Annotated in this window: 22 protein-coding genes and 4 pseudogenes; 16 read left to right on the top strand and 10 right to left on the bottom strand. The window is 62.5% G+C overall.

Translation table 11 applies throughout. The features are described 5' to 3' along the window. Together WKW80_RS33565 and WKW80_RS33570 are read left to right on the top strand one after the other, a co-directional pair. A partial coding sequence (locus tag WKW80_RS33565; RefSeq protein WP_422823019.1) for a hypothetical protein occupies positions 1–185 on the top strand: 185 nt, incomplete at its 5' end. A 117-nt stretch (positions 186–302) separates the two neighbouring features. Then, on the top strand, positions 303–515 hold the full coding sequence (locus tag WKW80_RS33570; protein ID WP_340367913.1) for a hypothetical protein: 213 nt from the start codon (positions 303–305) through the stop codon (positions 513–515). 20 nt (positions 516–535) lie between these two features. Here WKW80_RS33570 and WKW80_RS33575 read toward each other — a convergent pair. From WKW80_RS33575 to WKW80_RS33595, 6 genes and pseudogenes are all read right to left on the bottom strand, one after another. Beyond that, a pseudogene (locus tag WKW80_RS33575) lies at positions 536–1,619 on the bottom strand (IS630 family transposase). A 76-nt stretch (positions 1,620–1,695) separates the two neighbouring features. Continuing rightward, on the bottom strand, positions 1,696–2,367 hold the full coding sequence (locus WKW80_RS33580; protein WP_340367914.1) for an IS630 family transposase: 672 nt from the start codon (positions 2,365–2,367) through the stop codon (positions 1,696–1,698). Between the two features lie 17 nt (positions 2,368–2,384). After that, positions 2,385–2,810 (bottom strand): helix-turn-helix domain-containing protein, encoded by a 426-nt coding sequence (locus WKW80_RS33585; protein ID WP_340367915.1) that lies wholly within the window; start codon positions 2,808–2,810, stop codon positions 2,385–2,387. Between the two features lie 184 nt (positions 2,811–2,994). After that, positions 2,995–3,163, bottom strand: a pseudogene (locus WKW80_RS37580) (IS6 family transposase); the annotation flags it as partial. 488 nt (positions 3,164–3,651) lie between these two features. Beyond that, entirely contained in the window at positions 3,652–4,527 is an 876-nt protein-coding gene (gene ppk2 / locus WKW80_RS33590; RefSeq protein WP_422823021.1) for a polyphosphate kinase 2, read from the bottom strand. A 541-nt stretch (positions 4,528–5,068) separates the two neighbouring features. Further along, positions 5,069–5,737 carry an IS6 family transposase gene (locus WKW80_RS33595; RefSeq protein ID WP_422823022.1) on the bottom strand — a complete coding sequence of 223 codons (669 nt, stop codon included), beginning with the start codon at positions 5,735–5,737 and terminating at the stop codon, positions 5,069–5,071. A 437-nt stretch (positions 5,738–6,174) separates the two neighbouring features. On the opposite strand from WKW80_RS33595, the gene WKW80_RS33600 reads away from it, so the two are divergent. The 3 genes from WKW80_RS33600 (at position 6,175) to WKW80_RS33610 (ending at position 9,027) form a co-directional block, all read left to right on the top strand. Beyond that, on the top strand, positions 6,175–6,555 hold the full coding sequence (locus tag WKW80_RS33600) for a response regulator (protein ID WP_340367917.1): 381 nt from the start codon (positions 6,175–6,177) through the stop codon (positions 6,553–6,555). 414 nt (positions 6,556–6,969) lie between these two features. Further along, on the top strand, positions 6,970–7,689 hold the full coding sequence (locus tag WKW80_RS33605; protein ID WP_340367918.1) for a Crp/Fnr family transcriptional regulator: 720 nt from the start codon (positions 6,970–6,972) through the stop codon (positions 7,687–7,689). 213 nt (positions 7,690–7,902) lie between these two features. Further along, positions 7,903–9,027 carry a sensor histidine kinase gene (locus tag WKW80_RS33610; protein WP_340367919.1) on the top strand — a complete coding sequence of 375 codons (1,125 nt, stop codon included), beginning with the start codon at positions 7,903–7,905 and terminating at the stop codon, positions 9,025–9,027. Positions 9,028–9,220: 193 nt separating this feature from the next. Here the strand turns inward: WKW80_RS33610 and WKW80_RS37585 are convergent. Next, positions 9,221–9,313 (bottom strand): annotated as a pseudogene (locus tag WKW80_RS37585) (IS6 family transposase); the annotation flags it as partial. A 345-nt stretch (positions 9,314–9,658) separates the two neighbouring features. On the opposite strand from WKW80_RS37585, the gene WKW80_RS33620 reads away from it, so the two are divergent. From WKW80_RS33620 to WKW80_RS33635, 4 genes are all read left to right on the top strand, one after another. Next, positions 9,659–9,997: a zinc-binding dehydrogenase gene (locus WKW80_RS33620; protein WP_340367921.1), complete on the top strand. Its 339-nt coding sequence runs from the start codon at positions 9,659–9,661 to the stop codon at positions 9,995–9,997. Between the two features lie 91 nt (positions 9,998–10,088). Beyond that, positions 10,089–10,727: a plasmid pRiA4b ORF-3 family protein gene (locus WKW80_RS33625; RefSeq protein WP_340367922.1), complete on the top strand. Its 639-nt coding sequence runs from the start codon at positions 10,089–10,091 to the stop codon at positions 10,725–10,727. Then, complete coding sequence (locus WKW80_RS33630; protein WP_340367923.1) at positions 10,699–11,679, top strand: ISKra4 family transposase; 981 nt, start codon at positions 10,699–10,701, stop codon at positions 11,677–11,679. Before WKW80_RS33625 ends, WKW80_RS33630 begins: the two co-directional genes overlap by 29 nt. A gap of 39 nt (positions 11,680–11,718) precedes the next feature. Further along, positions 11,719–12,099, top strand: a complete 381-nt coding sequence (locus WKW80_RS33635) for a hypothetical protein (protein ID WP_340367924.1) — start codon at positions 11,719–11,721, stop codon at positions 12,097–12,099. Between the two features lie 186 nt (positions 12,100–12,285). On the opposite strand, the gene WKW80_RS33640 is transcribed toward WKW80_RS33635, so the two are convergent. Further along, positions 12,286–13,086 (bottom strand): SWIM zinc finger family protein, encoded by an 801-nt coding sequence (locus WKW80_RS33640; protein ID WP_340367925.1) that lies wholly within the window; start codon positions 13,084–13,086, stop codon positions 12,286–12,288. A 307-nt stretch (positions 13,087–13,393) separates the two neighbouring features. Beyond that, positions 13,394–16,228, bottom strand: a complete 2,835-nt coding sequence (locus tag WKW80_RS33645; RefSeq protein WP_340367926.1) for a DEAD/DEAH box helicase — start codon at positions 16,226–16,228, stop codon at positions 13,394–13,396. 406 nt (positions 16,229–16,634) lie between these two features. Here WKW80_RS33645 and WKW80_RS33650 point away from each other — a divergent pair, with 406 nt between their 5' ends. The 6 genes from WKW80_RS33650 (at position 16,635) to WKW80_RS33675 (ending at position 19,608) form a co-directional block, all read left to right on the top strand. Continuing rightward, complete coding sequence (locus WKW80_RS33650) at positions 16,635–16,961, top strand: DUF1090 family protein (RefSeq protein WP_340367927.1); 327 nt, start codon at positions 16,635–16,637, stop codon at positions 16,959–16,961. Between the two features lie 179 nt (positions 16,962–17,140). Next, entirely contained in the window at positions 17,141–17,527 is a 387-nt protein-coding gene (locus WKW80_RS33655) for a hypothetical protein (protein WP_340367928.1), read from the top strand. 184 nt (positions 17,528–17,711) lie between these two features. Next, complete coding sequence (locus WKW80_RS33660) at positions 17,712–18,215, top strand: hypothetical protein (protein ID WP_340367929.1); 504 nt, start codon at positions 17,712–17,714, stop codon at positions 18,213–18,215. After that, positions 18,173–18,805, top strand: a complete 633-nt coding sequence (locus tag WKW80_RS33665) for a hypothetical protein (protein WP_340367930.1) — start codon at positions 18,173–18,175, stop codon at positions 18,803–18,805. The genes WKW80_RS33660 and WKW80_RS33665 overlap by 43 nt, the downstream gene beginning before the upstream one ends. Further along, a complete protein-coding gene (locus WKW80_RS33670) occupies positions 18,802–19,035 on the top strand; it encodes an ABC transporter substrate binding protein (protein WP_340367931.1) in 234 nt (77 codons plus the stop codon). The genes WKW80_RS33665 and WKW80_RS33670 overlap by 4 nt, the downstream gene beginning before the upstream one ends. A gap of 354 nt (positions 19,036–19,389) precedes the next feature. Beyond that, positions 19,390–19,608, top strand: coding sequence for a hypothetical protein (locus WKW80_RS33675; RefSeq protein ID WP_340367932.1), 219 nt, complete (start codon positions 19,390–19,392; stop codon positions 19,606–19,608). Positions 19,609–20,220: 612 nt separating this feature from the next. On the opposite strand, the pseudogene WKW80_RS33680 reads toward WKW80_RS33675, so the two are convergent. Next, a pseudogene (locus WKW80_RS33680) lies at positions 20,221–20,426 on the bottom strand (IS3 family transposase); the annotation flags it as partial. Positions 20,427–20,879: 453 nt separating this feature from the next. Between WKW80_RS33680 and WKW80_RS33685 the strand changes: the two are divergent. After that, complete coding sequence (locus WKW80_RS33685) at positions 20,880–21,251, top strand: response regulator transcription factor (RefSeq protein WP_340367933.1); 372 nt, start codon at positions 20,880–20,882, stop codon at positions 21,249–21,251. Positions 21,252–21,305 lie beyond the last annotated feature (54 nt).

Consider the following 21,305-nt stretch of genomic DNA (forward strand, 5'->3'; position numbering starts at 1 on the left):
CCAGGGTCGTTGACGACAGCGAGATAGACAAACTGGCGGCGCTTCGAAGAGCGGGTCTGGTCGACGCCGATCTGCCGCTTACGCACCAGGTTCACGGAGTCCAGTCCTATATCGGCAATGCCATCGTGATGCGAGTGACGGCCCGCGGCCATCTGGCCGCCAAGGCGCGGTCCGGCGAACGCTGAGACTTATAAACCCATCGGATTCCACGGGCTTCAAGCGCCGCATGGAGACACACGTCGGTGCACTGTCATCCCCGATGCGAGCTTCGGCGAGCGACGAATCGGCGATCGGACGACTTGTTGACGGGCATCGTGGCGCAGTTGCGCTCAGCCGCAGTCGCCGAGGCGCTGCCGACAGCCTCGACGGAGGACATTCGCCGTTTTCAGGCAGTCGTGCTGGAGTGCGCCGCGCAACTCGATCTTCTCCACATCGCGCTGCGCACCGACAACACGCGGCGATGCACGATCGAAGCGAGCCTCCGCGCACGCCATGCTGGACGCGGTCTAGTGTAGTGCGCCACTCAGATATGTACTTATCTTGCGCTCTTCGCCAGCGCGGCCTTGGCTCGCGTGACCGTGGCCAGGATGTCGGTTGCGCTGGCCGTCCAGATGAAGGGCTTGGGATTGGCGTTGTGGTGGGCCACGTACAGATCGATCGCCAGTTCCAGCTCGGGCACGCTGGTGAAGCTGTCGCGCCGGATGCGGTTCTCGGAGATGTCACGGAAGAAGCGCTCGACCATGTTCAGCCACGATGCGCTGGTGGGCGTGAAGTGCATGACGAAGCGCGGGTGCTTGGCGAGCCAGGCCTGCACGTCGGGATGCGTGTGCGTGCCGTAGTCCACGATCAAGTGCAACTGCAGGTGCTTGGGCGTCTTGCGCTGGATCAGGCGCAGGAACTGCAGCCACTCTGCGTGCCGGTGTTGCTGTTGGCACATCGAGATCACCGTGCCGTCCAGAGTGTTCAATGCCGCGAACAGGGTGGTCGTGCCGTGGCGCTTGTAGTCGTGCGTGACGGTGCCGGCGCGGCCTTTCTTCATCGGCAAGCCCGGTTGGGTGCGGTTGAGCGCCTGGATCTGGCTCTTCTCGTCGCAGCTGAGCACCAGGGCGCGCTCGGGCGGGTTCAGGTACAGCCCCACGACGTCCAGCAGCTTGTCCTCGAAGCGCGGGTCGCGCGAGAGCTTGAAGCTGCTCTGGCGATGCGGCTTCAGGCCGTTGCGCTGCCACACGCGGCGAATGGTTGTCGGCCCCACGCCGAGCTGCGCGGCCAGCGTGCGCGTGCTCCAGTGCGTGGCAGCAATAGGCCTGTCGTGCAGCGTCTTGTCCACGATGCTCGATTCAAACTCGGCGGTGGTCACGCTGGGGGTACGCCCAGGGCGCGGCGCATCGTGCATCAGGGCCTGCACCCCGCCTTCCAGGAAGCGCTGGCGCCACAAGGCACACCTGGCGCCGATCCAGCTCGACCTCGGCGGCGATGTCCTTGTTCTGCCAGCCCTGAGCGGCCAACAACACGATTCTGGCGCGTTGCTGCACACGAGCCTCGACGCGGCCTCGCCGCGCCAAGGCAGTCAGCTCTCGTTGAACAGCAGCATCCAGTTCGATCCTTGGGGCAATGCGCATGGCTGCGACCTCCATCGAGGTCGGAGTGTGCCCCATCGATTAAGTTCCACTATTTCAAGCGCACTGCACTAGTACGTCAACACGTAAATAACGGAACGTAATGCGTTCCAAGTTTTTGGTCTGCATCTTGACGAGTGAACTTCCACTGGATAGTTCGGCGGGCAGCGTTGCGAGCGCATTGCCACTTGTCGACCTCGAACTGCAGGCAATCTCTGTTGGGCATGCGCCGATCCAAGCACTGCCGACTGAGGATCCCGATCTCTATCTCGGCCATGTTCAGCCAACTGGCGTGTTTGGGGGTGTAGTGGAACTCGACGCGCCCCAACAGCTTTCCGGCTGCGGGTTGGCCCAGTATGTCCACGAAACACTTTCGCAAGTGGATGTTCAAGTTGTCGAGCACGAGATGGACGCGCCTGGCGGTCGCGTAGGTGCCAGTGAGCAGCGCGGCAATGAAGTGGACGAAGTCGGCTTTGCCACGGTGCTGCGTCACCGAAACCTCGCGATGTCCGCCCTTGGGCTCGATGGCGACGAACAAGTTGCTTGTCCCCCTGCGAACGTACTCGTAGTCTTCCTTGATCGGTGCGCCCTGCGCAATGAGCAGTGGCGCGCGGCTGCGAGCGAGCAACTGGAGACTCTTCTCATCGACGCAGACGACAGGCTCGCGTGGATCCAGGGGCCGTGCATACAACTCCAGCAGTTCGTACATCCGAAGTCGGTACTCCAGCGTCAGAGTGCCGATGCACCACATCAGTCTGAGCCAGGGCTTCAGGTCGTTTTTTTTAACATCCGGCGCACCGTCTCGCCACTTAGATCGGATCTGCCAGTTTCGCGTCGGGCGGCCTGCTCGAGTTCCACCAACGTCCAGCGCGCCCGTCCTTCTGGCGGTCCCGAGCACGCCAGCGCCGTGACTTGCGCCTCCACATCCGTGTCGTACTGGCGCGGGCGACCAGATCGAGCGACGTCCCACAGCGCCAAATCCAATCCGCCCTGCACATATGCGGCCCGCGCGCGCCACAGGGCTGTCCGTCCAATTCCAAGCACAGCTTGGATCTGCGCCTCGGGAATGCCCTCGTCAAGGCAAGCCAGCACGTGAGCACGGTTGACTTCCCGACTGCGATGAACCCCTTTGCCGCGTACCGCCTCCACAGTCGCACGGTCTTGCGGGCTCAGCTTCAACTCTGTTTGGCGCATGACTACACCTCCAAACGTCTTGTGGCGACATGCGGAGTGTAATCATGTTCCGTTATTTACGTGTTGACGTACTAGCAGTTGGGCGAGTCGCTTCCCGAGACTAAAGGGGCGAGGAAAAGGGGTCTGCGGGGCAAGAAACGATTTTTCCGCGCGACCGAACGACTTCGTAAGTGCGTTGCGCCGTTCAAGCCGAAAGCACGGCGATCCAGATCGCGGGCGCGCCTTGGCCTTTGAGGCGCAGCCGACGAAGGTTGAACTGTCCCTTGCGGATGCGATGCAGCAGTTCAACGCCGGCGATTCACACCTCGATGGTCCTGCTCGACCATATTGTTCAAGTAGCGCGACGATCGCAGCCGTTTCCGCCAGCACGGGCAGGACATGTCCGAGATCCGGAACTGGAAGTGGCGCAATCCGCCGTCGACAAGTTCAAGAAGCGGGCACAATGGAGAAGTCGCCGAATACGGGCATCCGGACGACAAATACCAACGGCCGGTCTACGTTTCCGGCTATAAATAGGAAAGCGCTTGCGCGCACGAGATTCCCATCTGAACATCGAGCTCGGTTGTCTGCTCTTGTTCCCTTTCGGAGTGTCTTCATCCCGGTCTGCCCTGTCTGGCCCATTACACGGTGACGGCGCATTCGGCCGCCCAGACCGGCAGGATCAGGACCACTCCCGCCCGCCGACTTTGGTGGCGGTCGACACCAATTGCCGAGCTATGTGCCTGGCGCAAACGCCGGGGCATCGTTGACGCCGTCTCCGCTGACGACGAGGCCGGACGCGCCGCGATCCGCGTCCCCGCTAGCGGTCCACTATGGATGCGTCGGGCAAGTCTCGCGAGTCTCAGCGCACGAGCCGGCGGCCGTCGATGCAATCGGGCGTGAACTCGAACGCGATGTCCGGGTCAGGCTTGACGAGTTCCTTGTCCTTGCCCGGGTAGTGCAGCCTCGACAGCAGATCGCGCATCAGGTTCAGGCGCGCCAGGTGCTTGACGTCGGTGCGAACGATGTGCCACGGCGCGATGTCGGAGTTGGTGCCGAGCAGCATCTCGTCGCGCGCCTTCGAATACGCCTTCCAGCGCTTCAAGGCCATAGCATCGACCGGGCTGATCTTCCATTTGGTGAGCGGATCGCGCGAGCGATCGGCAAGCCGGGTCGCCTGTTCGTCCCTCCCGATGTCCAAGTAGTACTTCAACAACTGGATACCTGAACTGACCAGCATCTGCTCGAATTTCGGCACCGATGCCATGAACTCTTCATGCTGCTGCCGTGAGCAGAAACCCGAGACCTGCTCCACGCCGGCGCGGTTGTACCAACTGCGGTTGAACAGTACCATCTCGCCGCCTATGGGCAGCTGCTCGACGTATCGAGCGAAATACCAACCGCTGCGTTCCCGGTCGGACGGCGGACCCAGGGCGACGACACGCGTCTCGCGCGGGCTGAGGTGCGCGACGATGCGCTTGATGCTGCCGTCCTTGCCGGCGGCATCGCGCCCTTCCAGCACCACCAGGATGCTGTCGCCATGGGCTATGAGTTGCCGCTGAAGCTTGACCAACTCAATCTGCAACAGGCGCAGTTGCTGCTTGTATTGCTTGTGCTCGATCGAAGACCGGCGTTGCGGGTCGATCTCCGGGTCCGCGGCCAGGGGTGGGTCTTCGGTGTGATCCCTCCCAGCAATCGCTCGCTCAAAAACCCGATTCGTACGCTCTTTCTTGCTCATGATGACAACCTGTCTGTGTGGGTCATCGTGCATCACACGTTGCATTAAAGCGCTCAGGGTGCGCGACCGTCCGGCATCAGTCTGTGCGGTGTCGCACGTATCCTTCAAGTACCCGGCGAGTACGCCTGACCGCACACCGTTTTGGTTCGAGCCTGTCAGCACCTTTGGCTCGTTCAAAGATCACGACTTAATTCGAAGTTCACATACGTTGGTCGTAGCCGATCGTCCCTAGCTCCTTACCGCCTCAGTGCTGGCAGTTTCCGCTTGGCCTCGCGGCCGCACGTACCGATGACTCGGTGGCTACGTTGTCTCCGGAGCTTCACACCGGGCCGTTGCCGGCCCCGCATGTCCGGATAGGGAACGGTTGATGGAACAACTGGTTTCATCGAGAGTTACCTCCTGTGAAACAGAGACTCAGGCGACTTTCAGGTCGCACGAACACGTTCTTTGCCAAATCAACACCGACCGCATTCATCGCAGTAGCATTCATTTCGAAATCTCCGGTTAGCCTGTGAAGATCTCCTTCTTACCCCCAGGCTCTTCAGATGTCGTGAGTCGGGAGGATCCGCCCGGAACCGACACCGACAGAATTTGCGCACCTTTCTCCGTTTCGAGGGCGGGAAGCGTCCATTCCATTCGTCTCGATGCCGGCGATGAGCGCTCGCGCGCAGCGGAAAGATTTGAAGCCGAGCATTGGCCGCACGATGCGTTTGACGGCCCGATGGTCTTGTTCGACGATGTTGTTGAGGTACTTCGACTGGCGCATCTCGATGGGCGCACCGGAGTCGGCTCGCATGCTCTCAATGGCGGCCGTTTTGGCACCGCTCTTGTCAATGGTGATCGTCTGCGGCACACCGTGCAGACCGATGGCCTGCTCAAAAAAGCAGCGTGCGGCCGCGTGATCTCGCTTGGCACGAAGCGGGAAGTCGATCGTATCGCCATCGCGGTCGACCGCTCGGTACAGATACTTCCACTGACCCGCGACCTTGACGTAGGTCTCGACCATCCGCCAACTTGCGCCCACCGGACCCTTGCGTCGGCGAAACGCCGCTGCGAGCACCGGCAGGATCTTGATCGACCATCGATGACCCGTGGCGTGGTCGACGGGCACGCCGCACTCGCCCATCATCTCTTCGATATGCCGAAAGCTCAAAGGGTAAGCCGCGTACCAGCGCACGCAGGTGAGCATCACCTCCAGTGGGTAATGCATCCGCTTGATCACCTTGCGCAGCGCTTCAATCACCGTCTTGTCCCGTCATCGTCTATACCCCCAGCGTACCAGCGCCGACTCCTTCGCTATTGCGACAGAACCGTCGTGGATGCTCTTTCCGCTCAGCGAGTCAGATTGCCGAGTGGTTGACTTCGAAACTCGGAGCCGAATGCGAAGGCGTGGGTTTTCTCCGGCAACTGCTACGCCTCAATCGTTGCGTGGTCATTGGGACCTTACATCGCGCCAGGCACGATGCCTTGGCGCGTACGGTAGCGCACATAGCAACGCAAAGTTGGAATGCGAACCCACCGCCGTTTGCGCATGCCCTTTGACACTCGGCCAAATTGGTCGCGAGGGCCTCCTACGTCCGAGGGGCTTGAACGCTCACCCCAATATCCTCCCGATCGCTCCAGCGTGAGAACACTACTGGGGATCACATGGCCACTTCCGTTTTCTTGGTCGAAGACAACAAGACCATTCGAGAGAACCTGATCCCGGCACTGGCGGAGTTGGGCTCGGCGACCGTCATGGGCACGGCCGAGTCCGAAGAAGAGGCGGTCGATTGGCTCGCCCGGCACAAGGGCGAATGGAATCTCGCTGTAGTCGATTTCTTCCTGAAGCAAGGCACCGGCCTTGGCGTCGTCCGGTGGTGCAATGGGCGAGAGGCTGATCAACGGGTGGTTGTGCTGACCAACTACCCCACCCAGGCAACGCGGATAGCGTGCAAGGAGGCCGGCGCCGACCAGGTTTTCGATAAGTCGACCGAGCTCGAAGAGTTCTTCGACTACTGTCTGGCCAAACATGGCCTGCCAATGTGAAACGTGCTGCACATCCTCGCGGTCAACGCTCAAGACTGTCCAAATAGATTGGACGGAGCGGAAAGTTATACCGACCTGGACACGCACCCCGAAACGGCGCCCGAAGGGCTAAACGGCTCACGAGCATATACCGGGCAGGCATGCGCTCCTCCGACTGGGTGAAGGTGAAGCGCAAGGGCCAGCCATAGCGGAGGTGAGGCATATCGTCAACCGCCAAGCACCGTGACAGCGCGCGCCGCGCGGCGCCGCGCCGCGCCGCCCCATCGACGAACTCCGGCGTCGCTGATGCAGAACGGATCGCTGTTTTTCATTTGAATTGCGTACATAAAAACGCTCCAGATATCTATACTAGGTACGGCGTCGTAGCGGGCTCCTCTAGATGATCGCCGGCGCCCGAATGGTGTGGACTCTGAGATGGATGAAGTCCTTGATACCGGAGCAAATCACCTGCTCGCGGCGCTCCCCGACGCCGAACTCCGGCGCTGGCTGCCTCTTCTTGAGCGCGTGGACCTCCCGCTCGGTCACGTTTTGTACGAGTCAGGGGTGACCCTTCATCATGTGTACTTTCCGACCACCGCGATCGTCTCGCTCTTGTACGTTCTGGAAAACGGTGCTTCGGCCGAGATCGCAGTCGTCGGCAACGAGGGCATCGTTGGGATATCGCTATTTATGGGAGGCGGATCCACGCCAAATCGTGCGGTGGTGCAAAGCGCCGGTACCGGGTTCCGGCTCCCTGCTGAGGCGCTGAAGGCGGAGTTCAATCGGGCCGGCCCTGTGCTGCACCTCTTGCTGAGGTACACCCAGGCGCTGATCACTCAGATGGCACAGACGGCGGTATGCAATCGCCACCACTCTCTGGACCAGCAACTTTGCCGTTGGCTTCTACTCAGCTTGGATCGTCTGACCGGGGACGAGATTGTGATGACCCAGGAGTTGATTTCCAACATGTTGGGGGTGCGGCGCGAAGGGGTGACCGAGGCAGCGCTGCACCTGCAAGCGGCAGGTGTAATTCGTTACGCTCGCGGTCATATCACAGTCCTTGACCGCCAGAAGCTGGAACTACGATCCTGCGAGTGCTATGCAGTGGTCAAGAAAGAGTACGACCGCCTGCTTCCCGACGAATTCGCGAAATAGACAGCGGCACGCGAGGCATGACGCACTGCGCCGCACCAGCCACTGCGGCTGCCTGCGGGAAGGTCTTGCTCGTGAGTGCGGCACGCACCCGGCCTCTGTGTACGATACCGCACCGACTATTTTGCCTTGAGCGGGTAAAGAAGAAGCAGTACGCCTTTGAAACACAATGGGCGGCGTTCGATGAATGAACCGGCAAAAGCCAAGTACAGAAGCATGCATAACTTTCTCTCCAACAACCGGCAGGAGCTGGTTTCACGGTGCAAGTCGAAGGTTGCGCAGCGGCCCCAGCGCGCCGCCACGGAACAACAGTTGGCCAATGGCATCCCGCTGTTCATTGACCAGCTGATCAGAACCCTTGAAGCGGAAGAGGATGACAAACTCGCCGACAGCATTAGGATCTCCGGTCCATCGGGCGGGGACTCGCTGGCCTTGTCGGAGATGGGCGTGGGCGCCACTGCCCATGGCAAGGCACTGCTGGAACTGGGCTACACGGTGGACCAGGTCGTTCACGACTATGGCGACCTTTGCCAGGCGATCACGGATCTGGCCTTTGAGCGCGAAGCCCCCTTCGCCATCGGCGAATTCCGCACGTTGAATCGCTGCCTGGACAATGCCATTGCGGGCGCTGTCACCGAGTTCAGTTTCCAGCGGGATACGCAGATTGCCCGTCAGCACAGCCTCGACGCCAACGAGCATTTCGGATTCCTGGTCCACGAACTGCGCAATGCCCTGGGAACGGCAACGCTTGCGATCCACGCCCTCGAACTGGGGAACATGACAGTGGGCGGCGCCACCGGAGCCGTGCTGAAACGAAGTCTGTCGACCATGAGCGCCTTGATCACTCGGGGACTCGCCGAGGTACGTGATGGACTACCGGGCCGGCGCCAGACATTTTCAGTCGCCTCTTTCATCAAGGACGCACATGCGGCGGCGCAGCTCAGCGCAAGCGCCGCAGGGTGCGTCCTGGAGGTGCCACCCATTGATCCGCTCTTGGCTGTCCACGGCAATCGCGAACTCCTGCTTGGCGCACTGGCAAACCTCCTGCAGAACGCCTTCAAGTTCACGCGCGCCAACACCACTGTTGCCCTGACGGTCCATGGATCCGGCGAACACGTCCTGATCGAAGTCGAAGATCACTGCGGCGGGCTGCCGCCCGGAAGCGCCGTAACAATGTTCGCGCCCTTCAGCCAGCATAGCCATGACAGGTCGGGCCTGGGTCTGGGGCTTTCCATTGCGCGCCAAAGCATCGAGGCCGACTTTGGCACCTTGACTGTTCGGGACGTGCCGGGCACGGGTTGCGTTTTCACCACCCGGCTACCGCGCCACTCGCTCCAGTGAGGGGAAGTCTGCGTACGCAGAGCAAAGCGTGTGCCTTTTCGCGCCGATCTGACGATGCGGTCGTCCCTGCGCGGACGTGAACTCCCTCTCATTCGTGGCGGCCGCTTGCGGGCACCGATGTGCCACTCGCGTTCGATCTCAACCCCGTCGAGCGGTGTGTGTCGGGAGCGGCCAAATACGGAGGCGACGCTTTGAGGCGGTGCGATCGACCAGCCTTGCCCGCGAATCGATTCCAGCGCTTCTCAAACTCCGGCACGAATCGTTGCATCCAACGCAGGATCGTCGCCAGGTGAACGTCCACCCGCAGGTGCGCGACGTCCATGTCCACGCGCTGGACCGTCCACGGTGTCGTCACGCCCAGCAGCTGTCGATAAAGCTCGGTGCTGTCCATCGCATCACCTCCGCTCGGAGACTGCGTGACAGCGTATCAGCTACGCGGGCGGCCCACTCCAAACCCTGAAGGATACCATCTGCACGCAGACCAGCATCACCTCCAGCGGGTAATGCATCCGCTTGATCACCTTGCGCAGCGCTTCAATCACCGTTTCGTACCTGACATCATCCGGCCTTCAGGGTACCAGCGTCAGCTTATTGCGACTGAACCCAGTTCCATTCGCCGGCCGAAATCATCATGATCGACCTGGACGACAACCGGCTTGCCGTCGGCAAGCGCTTCGGTGTGACGGCCACGGTGAACAGCAGCGCCGGCGACGCGGCGCAGCAGGTCATGAAGCTCACGAATCAACATGGCGTGGACACCGCCATCGAGGTCGTTGGCATTCCCGCCACCTTCTTGCTGTGCCAGGACATCCCTGCTGTTTTCCGACCTGTCGAACAAGCTCGGCGCCCTGTCCCAGCGCCACGGCCAGCGCGAGATGCAGGCTGCCGATGTCGCGCGTCGAAGACGCGTTCCTGCGCCCGGCGCATGTGGTCGAGGATGCCGCCAGCATCGTCGAAGTTGCCCGGGTGATGCAGGCGAACCATTCGAGCAGGAGAGCATCCATTTCTTGGGGGTGTGCGGTGCAGCAAAGTAAGCTTCAGAGATGGAAACAGGGGCGTCATTGGGCCAAGAAGTCCTGCAGCTGCGTGTTGTGTTGCGCAGCATCAGCCCTCTGATCTGGCGCCGCCTGCTGGTGCGAAGCGATACCAGCATCGCCCGTCTGCACCAAATCCTGCAGGTCGCGTTCGGCTGGCAGGACATGCACCTGCACCGCTTCGAAATCCGCGGCCGCCCATACGGGATTCACCAGGATGGCGGCGCGTTCTTCGACACCAACGCGCACGAGGCTTTGATCGGCCAACTAATGCTGCGGCGCCTTGAACGATTTACCTACGAATACGACTTCGGCGACGGGTGGCTGCACGATCTGCGCATCGAGGTTACCTCGCTCATCGACCCCAAGCGGGTGTATCCGGTGTGCATCGCAGGCCGGCGCGCCGCGCCTCCGGAGGATTGTGGCGGCCCGCACGCGTTCATGGCCAATCGGTCCCGGTTCGCCTTGATGGGCGAGAGCTTGTCACGCGCCCATCTCGATCTCGACGGCCTTGCCGACGAAGTAGACGACGAGGACTGCGACATCCTCAGTCATTACCACCCCGAGCGCTTCGACCGGCGCGCCATCAACCGCAGGCTTGCTGCTCTGGCTCCGCCATCCAAGGAAAGGGCTGCAGATGAAGGTCACCGTTCAGATCCGTATTGAGGGGGCCGGGTCGCGGCCCTTCACCTTGCCGATTCACGCCATTGATCGCCCATGTGAGCAGGTGCAAGACGTTGGACTCGCCCTCGGCGACGCGAAGTCCATGCTCGGGCAGCTCCAGCAAACGCTCGTGCGAGAGCAGCTGGAGCGTTACTTGACCGACCACCGGGCGTGTCCGACCTGTGGGAGGCCGCGGGCGATCAAGGGCTACCATCCGTTGCGCTTTCGCACTGCCTTTGGGGATATCTCCCCGCGTTGGCACCGCTGCCTTTGCGAGCAATGCCCGGAGGCCACGTTTTGCCCGTTGAGCGAACTCCTGACGGTGCACACCTCGCCGGAACTGGCTTATCTCGAGGCCAAGTGGGCAGCACATGTCTCGTTCGCGGCCGTCAGGGCGCTGCTGCAGGAGGTGTTGCCGGTCGAGCAAGGGTTGCATGAGGAGACCATCCGCCAACACGTCCTGGCAACTGCTGAGCGACTCGAGGCGCAGCTCGGACCCGAACAGTTCGCCTACGACGGCGGCAGCCAGCGTGACATCGAGGCGTCGCCCGAGCCTGGTGCCCCGATCACAGTCGGACTGGACGGAGGCTACATCCGCGGTCGCGAGCGTCGGCCCGGTGCCAACGGATGCTTCGAGGTCATCGCCGGAAAGAGCATTCCTGAGGAAGGCACGGCGAAGGTCTTCGCATTCGTTCATCGGGTGGACCCGAAACCCAAGCGCCGGCTGCGTACCGTGCTGGAGTCGCAGGGCATCCTGCCCCGCCAGCACATCACCTTCCTTTGCGACGGCGGCGACACGGTACGCGAGCTTGGCGCATTTGTTCATCCGCGGTCCGAGCACATCCTGGACTGGTTTCACGTCGCGATGCGCATCGAGCAGCTACTGCAGACGACACGGGGTTTGCACAGTTCGAAGCAAGAGGACCTCCTCAGGAACATCGAGCGAGTCAAATAGTTCCTGTGGCATGGAAACGTGATCCGTGCTGACGACGCCTTGAACGACTTGCTCTATGAGATCGAAGATCTGCGTGAGAAGGATCGAGAAACGGGCCAGCCACCCTCGGTCGTGCTCAAGAAGCTCGCTCGAGCGCTTGACGAATTCGCGACATACATTGACAACAATGGCGGCGCGATCGTCAACTACGGCGAGCGGTACCGATGCGGAGAGCGAATATCCACCGGTTTTGTCGAATCGGCGGTCAACCAGGTAGTTGCCAAGCGTTTCGTGAAGAAGCAGCAGATGCGTTGGACCCCGCGCGGAGCCCATATGTTGCTTCAGGTCCGAACCCAGGTCTTGAACGGCGAGCTACGAGCATCGTTCCAGCAGTGGTATCCGCGCTTCGGCGCTCTGGATCAAGCGCCGCTCGCAGCGTAGCCGTGGAGAGATTTGTTGCACTGCACACCCCCAACTTCTGGATGCTCTCCTTAGGGCACGCGTGAATTCCGTCGATTTGAGTCAGCCTTGCACTCCAACGTGCTGCAGGCAGCTCTCAAAACGTCGCGGCGTCCCGGATCGCCCGCGAGTACGGGCCGAACTCACGTCGGTCCCGGAAAGGGCAACTCAGCTGCGAGCGGGCCGAGCCGCATAGTCAACGATTCGCGCTTCAGTCTGTGCGGTTGTCCGGTACACGCCGCGCTGCCCGGTGCGCAGCAGGACGCCGGAAGCGATCCAGGTCTGAATCATGTGCCGCGCGACGCCGCGCGCAATCAGCTCAGCGGCTGTAACGGCCTTGCCTTGCGCACGGCGCGGTGCTGCGGCCCTGCTGTTCTTCGCCGACAACGGCGGTTCTGGCGGATCGACGACTTGCGGCTCACGCGAGCGCTTGCGCGATGGCGCCGCGGCGGGCGACGGTGGTGGCGCTGTTGGCGCTACTGGCGCGGTGGATGTATCGTCGAGATCGATGCCGAACAGGGCCGACAGATCGGCGCTGTCCAAGGCACCTTCCGTGCCGGGTGGCGCCATCGTCGGCAGGTTGGCGGCTTGTCGAATCAGTTCCATCGGCTCCACATGGCGCAACCGGAACAGCAGTTCCGGCTCATCGTCCAGGCGAGCACCGATTCCGTACAGCGTCGCCGCGACATGCTTGCACATGGATGCCGCGTCCGGGCAACTGCAGCGCAAGCTGATTTGCCGCGGCAGCGGAAACAGCCCCTCGCCACGGCGCGTCACCGTTTCCATCACCGCCTGGGACAGACGGCCCTGCAGCAACTCGATCAGGCTCGCGACCTTGCCTGAGCATTCCCTGATGATCGCGTCCCACGCCTTCGCCTCCAGCGGGTGCACACCGATCTCGACGCTGTAGAGCTCGGAGCCGGAAACGAGCGCGTGTACCTTGCCGGGGTCGATACGCAGGTCGATCACAGAGCCGTTGCGCGCGTAGGTCCGCCCGCGCGGCAGCCGGTTCGCAAAGTCGCTGTAGGACGCCAGGTTGTCGCACCAAGCCTTGCCCCAGAAGCTCTTGGCGATGGCGCGGCCTTGGATCGTGACCGGTTGGCAAAGCTGCCCCTTTTTCGCCAGCGCCGCGGCCTTTTGCTTCGCCTTGTGCTGCCGCTGTGCTACCGGAACGTAAGGCGCCCAGCTGCCGTACTCGTAATTTCGTGCCATGTGTGTTTCCCGGCTCCCAAACAGGCCTGCCTCTTGGCCCCCTCTTGGCTCCTCTTGGCCACTCTCAGCCCGCCTTGGCCTCGACCATCGCACTACCGATATCGAGCGCCACCATGCGCAGCAATTCGTCGTTGTCCAGCTCCGTCAACAGTGTCTCGCCGCCGCCTTCGATGATCTGGTTCGACAATCCCAGTTTAGCTTCGATAAGGGCGTCGATCTTCGCTTCCACGGTGCCGCGGCAGACGAACTTGTGAACCAGGACGTTCCTCTTCTGCCCGATTCGATAGGCACGGTCGGTCGCCTGATTTTCAACGGCCGGATTCCACCAGCGATCGAAATGCACGACGTGCGACGCGGCGGTCAGGTTCAGGCCCGTGCCCCCCGCCTTGAGGGACAGGACGAAGAATGGCGGGCCCTGCTCGTGCTGAAACGCTTCGACCAGCGCCGCGCGTGCCTTCACGGCGGTGCCGCCGTGAAGCACCAGGCCGGATCGCCCGAAAACGCCGTGCAGAAACTGAGCCAGCGGCCCGGTCATTTCCTGGAACTGCGTGAAGACCAACACCTTCTCCTGGCGCGCCGCGATCGCCTCGGTCAATTCGCGCAGACGGGCGAACTTGCCGCTGTCGTGCGGCCCGTACGCGCCGTCGCCCAGCCATTGCGAAGGATGGTTGCAAATCTGTTTGAAGCGCATCAGGAAGGCCAGGACCACGCCACGCCGCTCGATTCCCTCCAGGGTCTCGATCTGCGTGGCCAGCGCTTCGACCGACTGCTGGTACAGGCTCGCCTGGACTCTGCTCAGCGCGCAGTAGGCTTTGACCTCGGTCTTGTCGGGCAGGTCGGCGATGACCCGCTTGTCGCTCTTGAGGCGCCGCAGGATATAGGGCTGCACCAGGCGACGCAGCGGCGCGTAATCGACGTGCTCGCTGTCCGCCAGGCGGCGCACGAAACGGCTGAAGGTCGCTGCCGATCCCAGCAACCCGGGGCAGATGAAATCGAAAAGTGACCACAGGTCACCGAGCCGGTTCTCCACCGGCGTGCCCGTCATCGCGAAGCGTACGCGGCTGCTGAGCGTTTTGATCTTGCGCGTCTGCTGTGCGCCAGGATTCTTGATGGCCTGCGCTTCGTCCAACACGACCAGAGACCATTGCACATCGGCCATCCAGGGCAGGCGCGCGACGCTGGCGTAGCTCGTCACGACGATGTCCACGTCCGCAAGTCGATGTCGAGAAAGCGCGGCCAGATCCCCGGCCGGAATCACCGAAGGGTGTGCGACCAGCAGCCGCAAGTGGGGTGCGAAGCGCGCTGCCTCCGCCTGCCAGTTGGCGATGAGCGAAGCGGGCACGATCAGAAGATGCGGTCCCGGGTCGCGCTCGCGCTTGGCCAGCGAGAAGAGGCCAAGCACCTGGACCGTCTTGCCCAGTCCCATGTCGTCGGCAAGACAGCCTCCCAGCCCCAGGCGGTTGAGCCACCACAACCATTGGACACCCTTGCGCTGGTAGGGCCGCAGTTGCGCCAGGAGTTCGGGTTGCGGATCGGGGCCTGCCCCTGGTTCGCGCAGTTCTGCGAGCGCATCGTGCAACCAGTCGCCCGCCACCACGGTGGACCACTCGGCGGTCGTTTCAGCCGGCGCCGCGGGGGCGTCGCCCTCGATGGCGGCGCCCGACAGCAGGCGCATCCCCTGGAGGAAGGAAATCCCGTCGGCGGCGGCCGAACGCTGCACCGTCTTCCAATGGGCCAACACGGCGTCGAGTTTTTCGCGGTCGACCTCGACCCAGCGTCCCTTGAGCCGTACAAGACCGTCGCCCGCCGCGTTCAAATGCCTCCACTCCTCCTCGGAAAGCGCTTCGCCGTCGAGCGTGAGTTCGGCCTTGAAGTCGAGCATCGTGGCCAGCCCGATGCCCGAGGCGTGCTGACCGAGCTGCACCCGCACTTGCGGGCGCGGTGGGTGTCGCGGCTTCCACCAGTCCGGGATGCGCACGATCAGGCCGCTGGCTTCGAACAGGGACACATTGCGCAGGAACTGGTGCGCCTCGGGCGGCGACCAGGCCAGAGGATGGAACACTTTCCCCTCATCGACCAGAGATTTGAGCCAAGGGCTCCGCTCGGCTGCCTTGTGCACCGGCAGCAGCAGTTTCAACAGCCCGGCGCGATCCTGGGCCTGCGAATAGTTGTGCAACGCTCGCCCCAACGGCACGTGCTGGACGCGAGCATCTTTTGACACATGGCTTGCGCAGGTGGCAAGAAAGGCGAACGGTGCGAGTTCGTTGCCCTTGTTCTCTGCCAGATGAAAACAGACCCGGCCGACCAGGTTCCAACTGGGGTGCTTGCCTCGCAGCCACGAATCGATCGCGCAACCGCTGGCGGCGATGTCCTCGCGCACTGCCGTGTGCATGTCCACCCACCATGCATCGAGCACTGGGCCGTCGAGGTATTCCGCACCCGTCATCGGTGGCGCGGCGGCTGCCAGTTGCTCCAACTCGGCGCGGGGTGCGGGCAACTCGACGTTTGCCCAGTCTTCGGCCAACGCGGCAAGGGCCGTCAGCCGCACCATGAACAGATGTGCGAACTCGCGCCCGAAGGCCAGCGAGGGTGGGAGGGCGGTGACCAATTCCACCGCGCCCAGTTGCAGTAAACCATGCGCTGCGCCGCGCTCCCAGGCTTTGCGAATCCGCGTGGCCGCAGGCGCCGCCGGGGCGCCGCTGATGCCGTGCGCGATCTCGAGGTAGACCCGGCCGGCAGGCGAGATGGCAAGGTCAAGGCCCAGGCCTTCCGGGTCGCCCTGAGGGTCTGACATAGCGTCATTAAGATCAGCCATGGGGAAGATTTCACTAGAGTGGAGTAGCCAGAAATGGGGTAAGCGACGCAGCCGGGATCGTGCTTTTGGGGGGCAGAGGAGCACGACATGAGGATCTACGCGTCAAGATTGTGGACGCTGGCCGCAGGGAGCATATCGCCACGATTGAGCAAAAATGCGAATCAGCCGGCCGCAGGGAATCCGGCTGAGCCTTGAGGAAGTGAAGCCCTTTATCGGGTGACTCCAGAAGATGTCCTGGCCGTTGCGCACTGCGCATCGCACATGCAGCAGTGCTTTGTTTGATGCAACGCGTGTGCACTGCATGTGCCGGTTGCGCTTCGGATGCGGCTACCGACCCCGAACGACGCGAAGCCGATGGACTCTCGGAACGAAACGATTCCGCTTGGGCATGGAACTCGACCTTTCAAGACGGTTGGCCTGCGGCCAACCGGCGTGTTGCTGGCATGCACAGTGTCTCTTGTTCTCGGCTACCTGTATGACGTGTATGCGCATGAACCCGTACTTTCTGACCATTGCGCTGGCTCTGGCAACTCCCGCCATCGCACAGCCCCCGAACCAGGTGGACATCACCGAATGCAGAGCCGAAGAAGCCGCTATCGAGCGGGACATGGAGCTCGCCCGCTCCAAAGGCCAAATGCTGCGCCGACGGCAACTTGCTGAGGCGTTGGCCGCTTTGCAAGCTCGTTGCGAGACTCTCGCCCCGGAGCAAAGCCGTGCTGCGAACATCGAGAGGCTCGAGCAAGAAATCCGGGAACTGCGGAAGGAACTCGATCATGCAGAGGATCGACTGCGCAAGTTGAAGAGCGAGGCCAATTGAAGGCTCCCTCGCGTCAGTCGGGCCGAATGCGGCCCGCGAGGGACCATCGCCGGCGGGCTGGGCGCATCAACTCAGCAGCGGCTGCTCCAGGATTTCGCGATCGCCATGCGCCGCAAAGAGGCGGACATCGGCGAACGTGCGCCGCGGTTGGTCCCCGGGCGCTGCACGACATGGTGCGCATGGGCGCGTCGCTCGAACGCATTCCGGTCGATCACCGGGTGGGGATCGGCGACCGGGCGCAGCATGCGGACCGTGGCGGCGGGATTCCGAGCTCGCGATGTAGACCGTCATACTGCTGCTCCAATCCATGTGAGGCTGACGTGCGACGTATGCTCAAGACTGCGGATGAGATTCAGGCTGAGGTTTCTCGCCTCATCCAAGAAAGCGATGTCGTGAAAAGCGATGGCGAACACGTCCATGTGTCCAGACCAGTCTTGCTGCCGCCGTGCGCGGAGCAGGACGGGTGCAACTGGACGATGAGGACTTTCGGCAACGCAAGCGCCTATCAGCCTGAGGTTGCGCAAGCTCTCGCTGCTGTTCAGGCGAAATGGAATCTGAATGCCTGATTTGTCGTCGATTCCGGCGAAGCGAGCCCGATCCGTGTTGGCCACCTCGCCACGATACGTTCCTCTCATGACCAAGCCGCCAGGTCTCTCTCGGCACGCAGCAGAAAATCGTTCAACAGCGGCCGCCGAGGATCTGCGTTGGCGCATCATTCGGGCGTCACGGCCACTGCCGGAGGAGGCCTCGATGGCTCTGCTGCTGGATGAGATTGAGTGGGGTGAACCAATCCTGCCGAGGGTCGCCGACCTTGCATGGGAGGCCACCATCAAACGCAGCGGTGCGCCGCTGGGCGAGGCCGAACGCCGGGTGTCTCGCGTCAAATGGGTTCGCGAGACCTGCCTGTGGGTGCTGACCTACCGATCGCGCGAGATTCCCGAGCGCCTGTCCATGATGGGCGCTATGGTGGCCGCCCAGGAGGTCTCGTGCCGCTCCTGCTACGGCGCCTTGCGCGCGACGATGAAGATGCTGGGCTACTCGGAGTTGGTGATCAGCCGTCTCGAGCGCGGCGTGCGTGTCGCCGAACTCGATGCCAAAGACGATGCCTTCGTGACGCTGTGCCGCAAGCTCGCGCGTTCGCGCCCCTGGCCTTCGCCGCTTGACAAGGATGCCCTCGTCGCGCTGGCTGTTCACCTCAGGTTGTCAACGAAATGGCGTTCCTCGTGGCGCTGGGATGCTTCCACACCCGGGTAACTGTCCTTATCGCCTGTCCGCCGGAGCGCCTCTACGAAGGATTGGCCAATGGCTCGGTCGGATACGTGGTTGGCCTGATGGAGCCGCTCCTGCGCGCACGCCTGCGGCGGCGGCACCTCGCCCAGTTGCCCGAGTCGCTGGAGGCTTCCGCCCTGCACAGCGGCGTCTTCGCGCCAATCGTCGCGCCGCTGGCGGGCCTGCCCGCCGCCGTCGTCATGAAAACAGCGCTGGACGAGGCCTTCGCGCCGGGAGTCCTGTCGCGCGGCGTGAAGGCGCTGATGTTCGGCGTCGTGGCACGCGCGCTGGACTGTCGCCACACCGAGGCGGAGTCCAGGAAGCTGCTGACGGCGGACCTCTGGACCGAGCCGGAGATCGACGGCGCCTTGACCACGCTGCACAGCCCGAAGCTGGAACCGCGGGAGGCCGACCTGCTGGTCTGGGCGCGTGACACGGTGCACTACCAGACCGGCCCGATCCAGCAGACCACGCGTGCCCTGTGCGGGCAGATCGGGGAGTTGGCGCTGCTCGAGGCGGTCGGCATCGCAGCGCTGGCCAACTCGACAGTGCGCCTGGCGATGCTGCTGGAATGATCTACCGGACCGCCAGCGCGATAGTTATTGTCCTACTGACCCAACATCGGCGAATTTACCGAGCGCGTCACGAAGCAGGTCGATCGAATCCTCAAGGTGCAAGACCGGCTGATGTTCCATTCGAGCAAATGACACGCTTTGAACTCATCGTGAACAAGATGACCGCCGCGGCGCTCAGCATCACGATCCCGCCATCGATCCTGCTGCAGGCGACGCGGACGGTCGATTGAGTGCCGGCGACACCTATGCTCCCGTCCTGAAACAGCGGCCTTCAGCATGCAGCGTCGGCGGCCCCCGCTCATCATGGCTTTCGCGCGCCCGTGATGAGCGGGACGTTTGCAAATACCTGCTGGCTGCAGCGGGCGATGGCACGCTGGATGTCCAAAACACCTCGGGCGCCCGGTCGAACTCCAAAAAAAATGGGGTCGCGCCTATGAGGCCACGTGCCACATGACAAATGATTGCCCGTGATCCGGCTCTCAGAAAAATTAGGGGTATGCAATGAGGAGTACCCTGTCCCCACGTTCACAGCATTCGCTCGCAATCGCGCGCCGGCCAAAGGTTCGTTCAGAGGAATCTTTGCCATGTCTTCCCCGCAATTGCTAGCCCTTTCCCAGATCGACTTCATCCGCGGCGACATCGATGCGCTGGCGAGCCACATGCGGCATTGTGCTTTGGCGCAGGGGCGGTGGTTCGCGATCGAGAGCCAGCTCCAGCGGGTGCGTTCAGTCGCCGCCGGCCGCATCGTGACGATGGCCTGTGTGGCCATGGTGCTCGCCATCGGACTGTTCGCGGTCGCTTGAGCGCCGCGGCGGTCGTCGACCGGTTCCACGCGCTCAGCGGGTACGCACGTCGCCTCCTCCTTGGCCGGTACCAACCGGTCGAACCACCGATCCGCGCCGAACTGTTCGGCGCGCAGCGCTTCGAGCAGTATGGCCACAGCCTGGCCCGCGCCGAGGTCGTACAGCGCGGCAGCGCTCGCGGCGACACCACACCTTTTTTCCGCGGGTCGACAAGAACCTTGAATCTCTGCGTGGCTGTGCTCCGCAAAATCTCGTCTGCTGACGCGGGATACAGGCCTTGAACGGTTGAACAGGAAAAGCGAGCGGCTCGGCGGCGAGCCGAGCTCTGCTACAGGGACGATGTTGTCGGCACGACCGAGTACTCGTGGTGCAATCCACCCAACACGGGTTTTGCGCGCACGCGCGCGCCCGGCACCCATCGATGCCGAGCTTCGGCTTTGGTTCGCCGCACCGAGCCACGAAAGGAGGGCCCGGCACGCCCGGGCCCAACGCGCTGTGAGGGCGTCCGCCGTTGTAGTGCGAGACCCACTCGTGAAGGATTGATCTCAAGTGCGGCTCCGATAGCGGGATTACCCTGACCTTGCCCCTGAAATCCGTACCCCATAGCCAAGCTCATGAGTTGGCTTGCCGTGATTGATTGGCAAGCCATTCCTGCTCGAACTGCATCGGGCTGACGTGGGCCCAGCGTCGAGTTCAGTCGAGCGCGGTTGTACCGGAGCAACCAATCGATGGCCTCGTTCTTCGCCTCGCGCCTGGTCTCGAAACGTTGTGCGTGCAATCGCTCCACCTTCAACGAACAGCGTCTCGCTGCAGGCGTTGACGCTCCTATGTCAAGCGGGACGTGCGGCGTCCGCCAAGTCAGCCAGGATCAGCGGGTACAACTCACGAACGATGTGGCGCTTGAGGCAGCGATGGATTTCCTTTTTCGACAGCTCTTGGCCGGAGTGAATCCCTTCACCTGCGCGGTGCGCAAAGGTGGAAGGCAGGGCATCAGAAGTCGCCCCTCACCGTATCGGCGTCTTGATTGGCGCGGTGACCGGAGAATTGCAACTCCTCGTCCTCCTTTGCCTGTTCGACCACCCGCAGCGCTTCCAGGCCGCGGGCGGTCGCAAACTCAGATGCCGTTCAGGTAGCGGCAAGAAACTCCGCGCATGCTCTTCCAAGAAGTCGATCGAGAGAGCCAGCCATGACTGTGCACAAGCGCCGTCACGCACTGACGTTCCCCGAAAGACCGCAAGGAGCGTGCTTTGCCATTGGAGACCATAGCTGTAGTGGACGACGATTCGGCGTTGAGAACAGCGCTCGCACGCCTGTTGCGGCTCGATGGTTTTAAGGTGGTGACTTATGCGACCGGCGAGGACTTCCTGGCGTCACTGAACTCTTGCACGCCTGCCTGCGCCATCCTCGACTTGTGCATGGCCGGCATGTCGGGCCTGGATGTCAATGCCTGCCTGCGCGCCGAAAACTGCAGTGTTCCCATCGTGTTCATGTCGGGATCGATTGACGATGCACTCCAACGCGCCGCGAGGGCCGCCAGGCCGGCGCGTCTTCTTCGCAAGCCGTTTTCTGCGAATGCGTTATTCGGTGCCATCCGCACTGCGCTGGGAGCGCCAAATCATGACGTCGACGAACCCTGTGACTAGCGTTGGGCCGTACGTCTGAGCAAGGAGCCACGCGCGGGCCGGTCGTCTGCTACG

It is taken from the genome of Variovorax humicola (assembly GCF_037889915.1).
GTDB lineage: Bacteria > Pseudomonadota > Gammaproteobacteria > Burkholderiales > Burkholderiaceae_C > Variovorax > Variovorax humicola.

Excerpts from the sequence above, each read along its gene's own strand:
- WKW80_RS33580 (WP_340367914.1), bottom strand. The coding sequence starts at position 2,367 with ATGTGGTGCATCGGCACTCTGACGCTGGAGTACCGACTTCGGATGTAC.
- WKW80_RS33585 (WP_340367915.1), bottom strand. The coding sequence starts at position 2,810 with ATGCGCCAAACAGAGTTGAAGCTGAGCCCGCAAGACCGTGCGACTGTG.
- ppk2 (WP_422823021.1), bottom strand. The coding sequence starts at position 4,527 with ATGAGCAAGAAAGAGCGTACGAATCGGGTTTTTGAGCGAGCGATTGCT.
- WKW80_RS33595 (WP_422823022.1), bottom strand. The coding sequence starts at position 5,737 with ATGCATTACCCACTGGAGGTGATGCTCACCTGCGTGCGCTGGTACGCG.
- WKW80_RS33600 (WP_340367917.1), top strand. The coding sequence starts at position 6,175 with ATGGCCACTTCCGTTTTCTTGGTCGAAGACAACAAGACCATTCGAGAG.
- WKW80_RS33605 (WP_340367918.1), top strand. The coding sequence starts at position 6,970 with ATGGATGAAGTCCTTGATACCGGAGCAAATCACCTGCTCGCGGCGCTC.
- WKW80_RS33610 (WP_340367919.1), top strand. The coding sequence starts at position 7,903 with ATGCATAACTTTCTCTCCAACAACCGGCAGGAGCTGGTTTCACGGTGC.
- WKW80_RS33620 (WP_340367921.1), top strand. The coding sequence starts at position 9,659 with ATGATCGACCTGGACGACAACCGGCTTGCCGTCGGCAAGCGCTTCGGT.
- WKW80_RS33630 (WP_340367923.1), top strand. The coding sequence starts at position 10,699 with ATGAAGGTCACCGTTCAGATCCGTATTGAGGGGGCCGGGTCGCGGCCC.
- WKW80_RS33650 (WP_340367927.1), top strand. The coding sequence starts at position 16,635 with ATGAACCCGTACTTTCTGACCATTGCGCTGGCTCTGGCAACTCCCGCC.
- WKW80_RS33655 (WP_340367928.1), top strand. The coding sequence starts at position 17,141 with ATGGGCGCGTCGCTCGAACGCATTCCGGTCGATCACCGGGTGGGGATC.
- WKW80_RS33660 (WP_340367929.1), top strand. The coding sequence starts at position 17,712 with ATGGCTCTGCTGCTGGATGAGATTGAGTGGGGTGAACCAATCCTGCCG.
- WKW80_RS33665 (WP_340367930.1), top strand. The coding sequence starts at position 18,173 with ATGGCGTTCCTCGTGGCGCTGGGATGCTTCCACACCCGGGTAACTGTC.
- WKW80_RS33670 (WP_340367931.1), top strand. The coding sequence starts at position 18,802 with ATGATCTACCGGACCGCCAGCGCGATAGTTATTGTCCTACTGACCCAA.
- WKW80_RS33675 (WP_340367932.1), top strand. The coding sequence starts at position 19,390 with ATGTCTTCCCCGCAATTGCTAGCCCTTTCCCAGATCGACTTCATCCGC.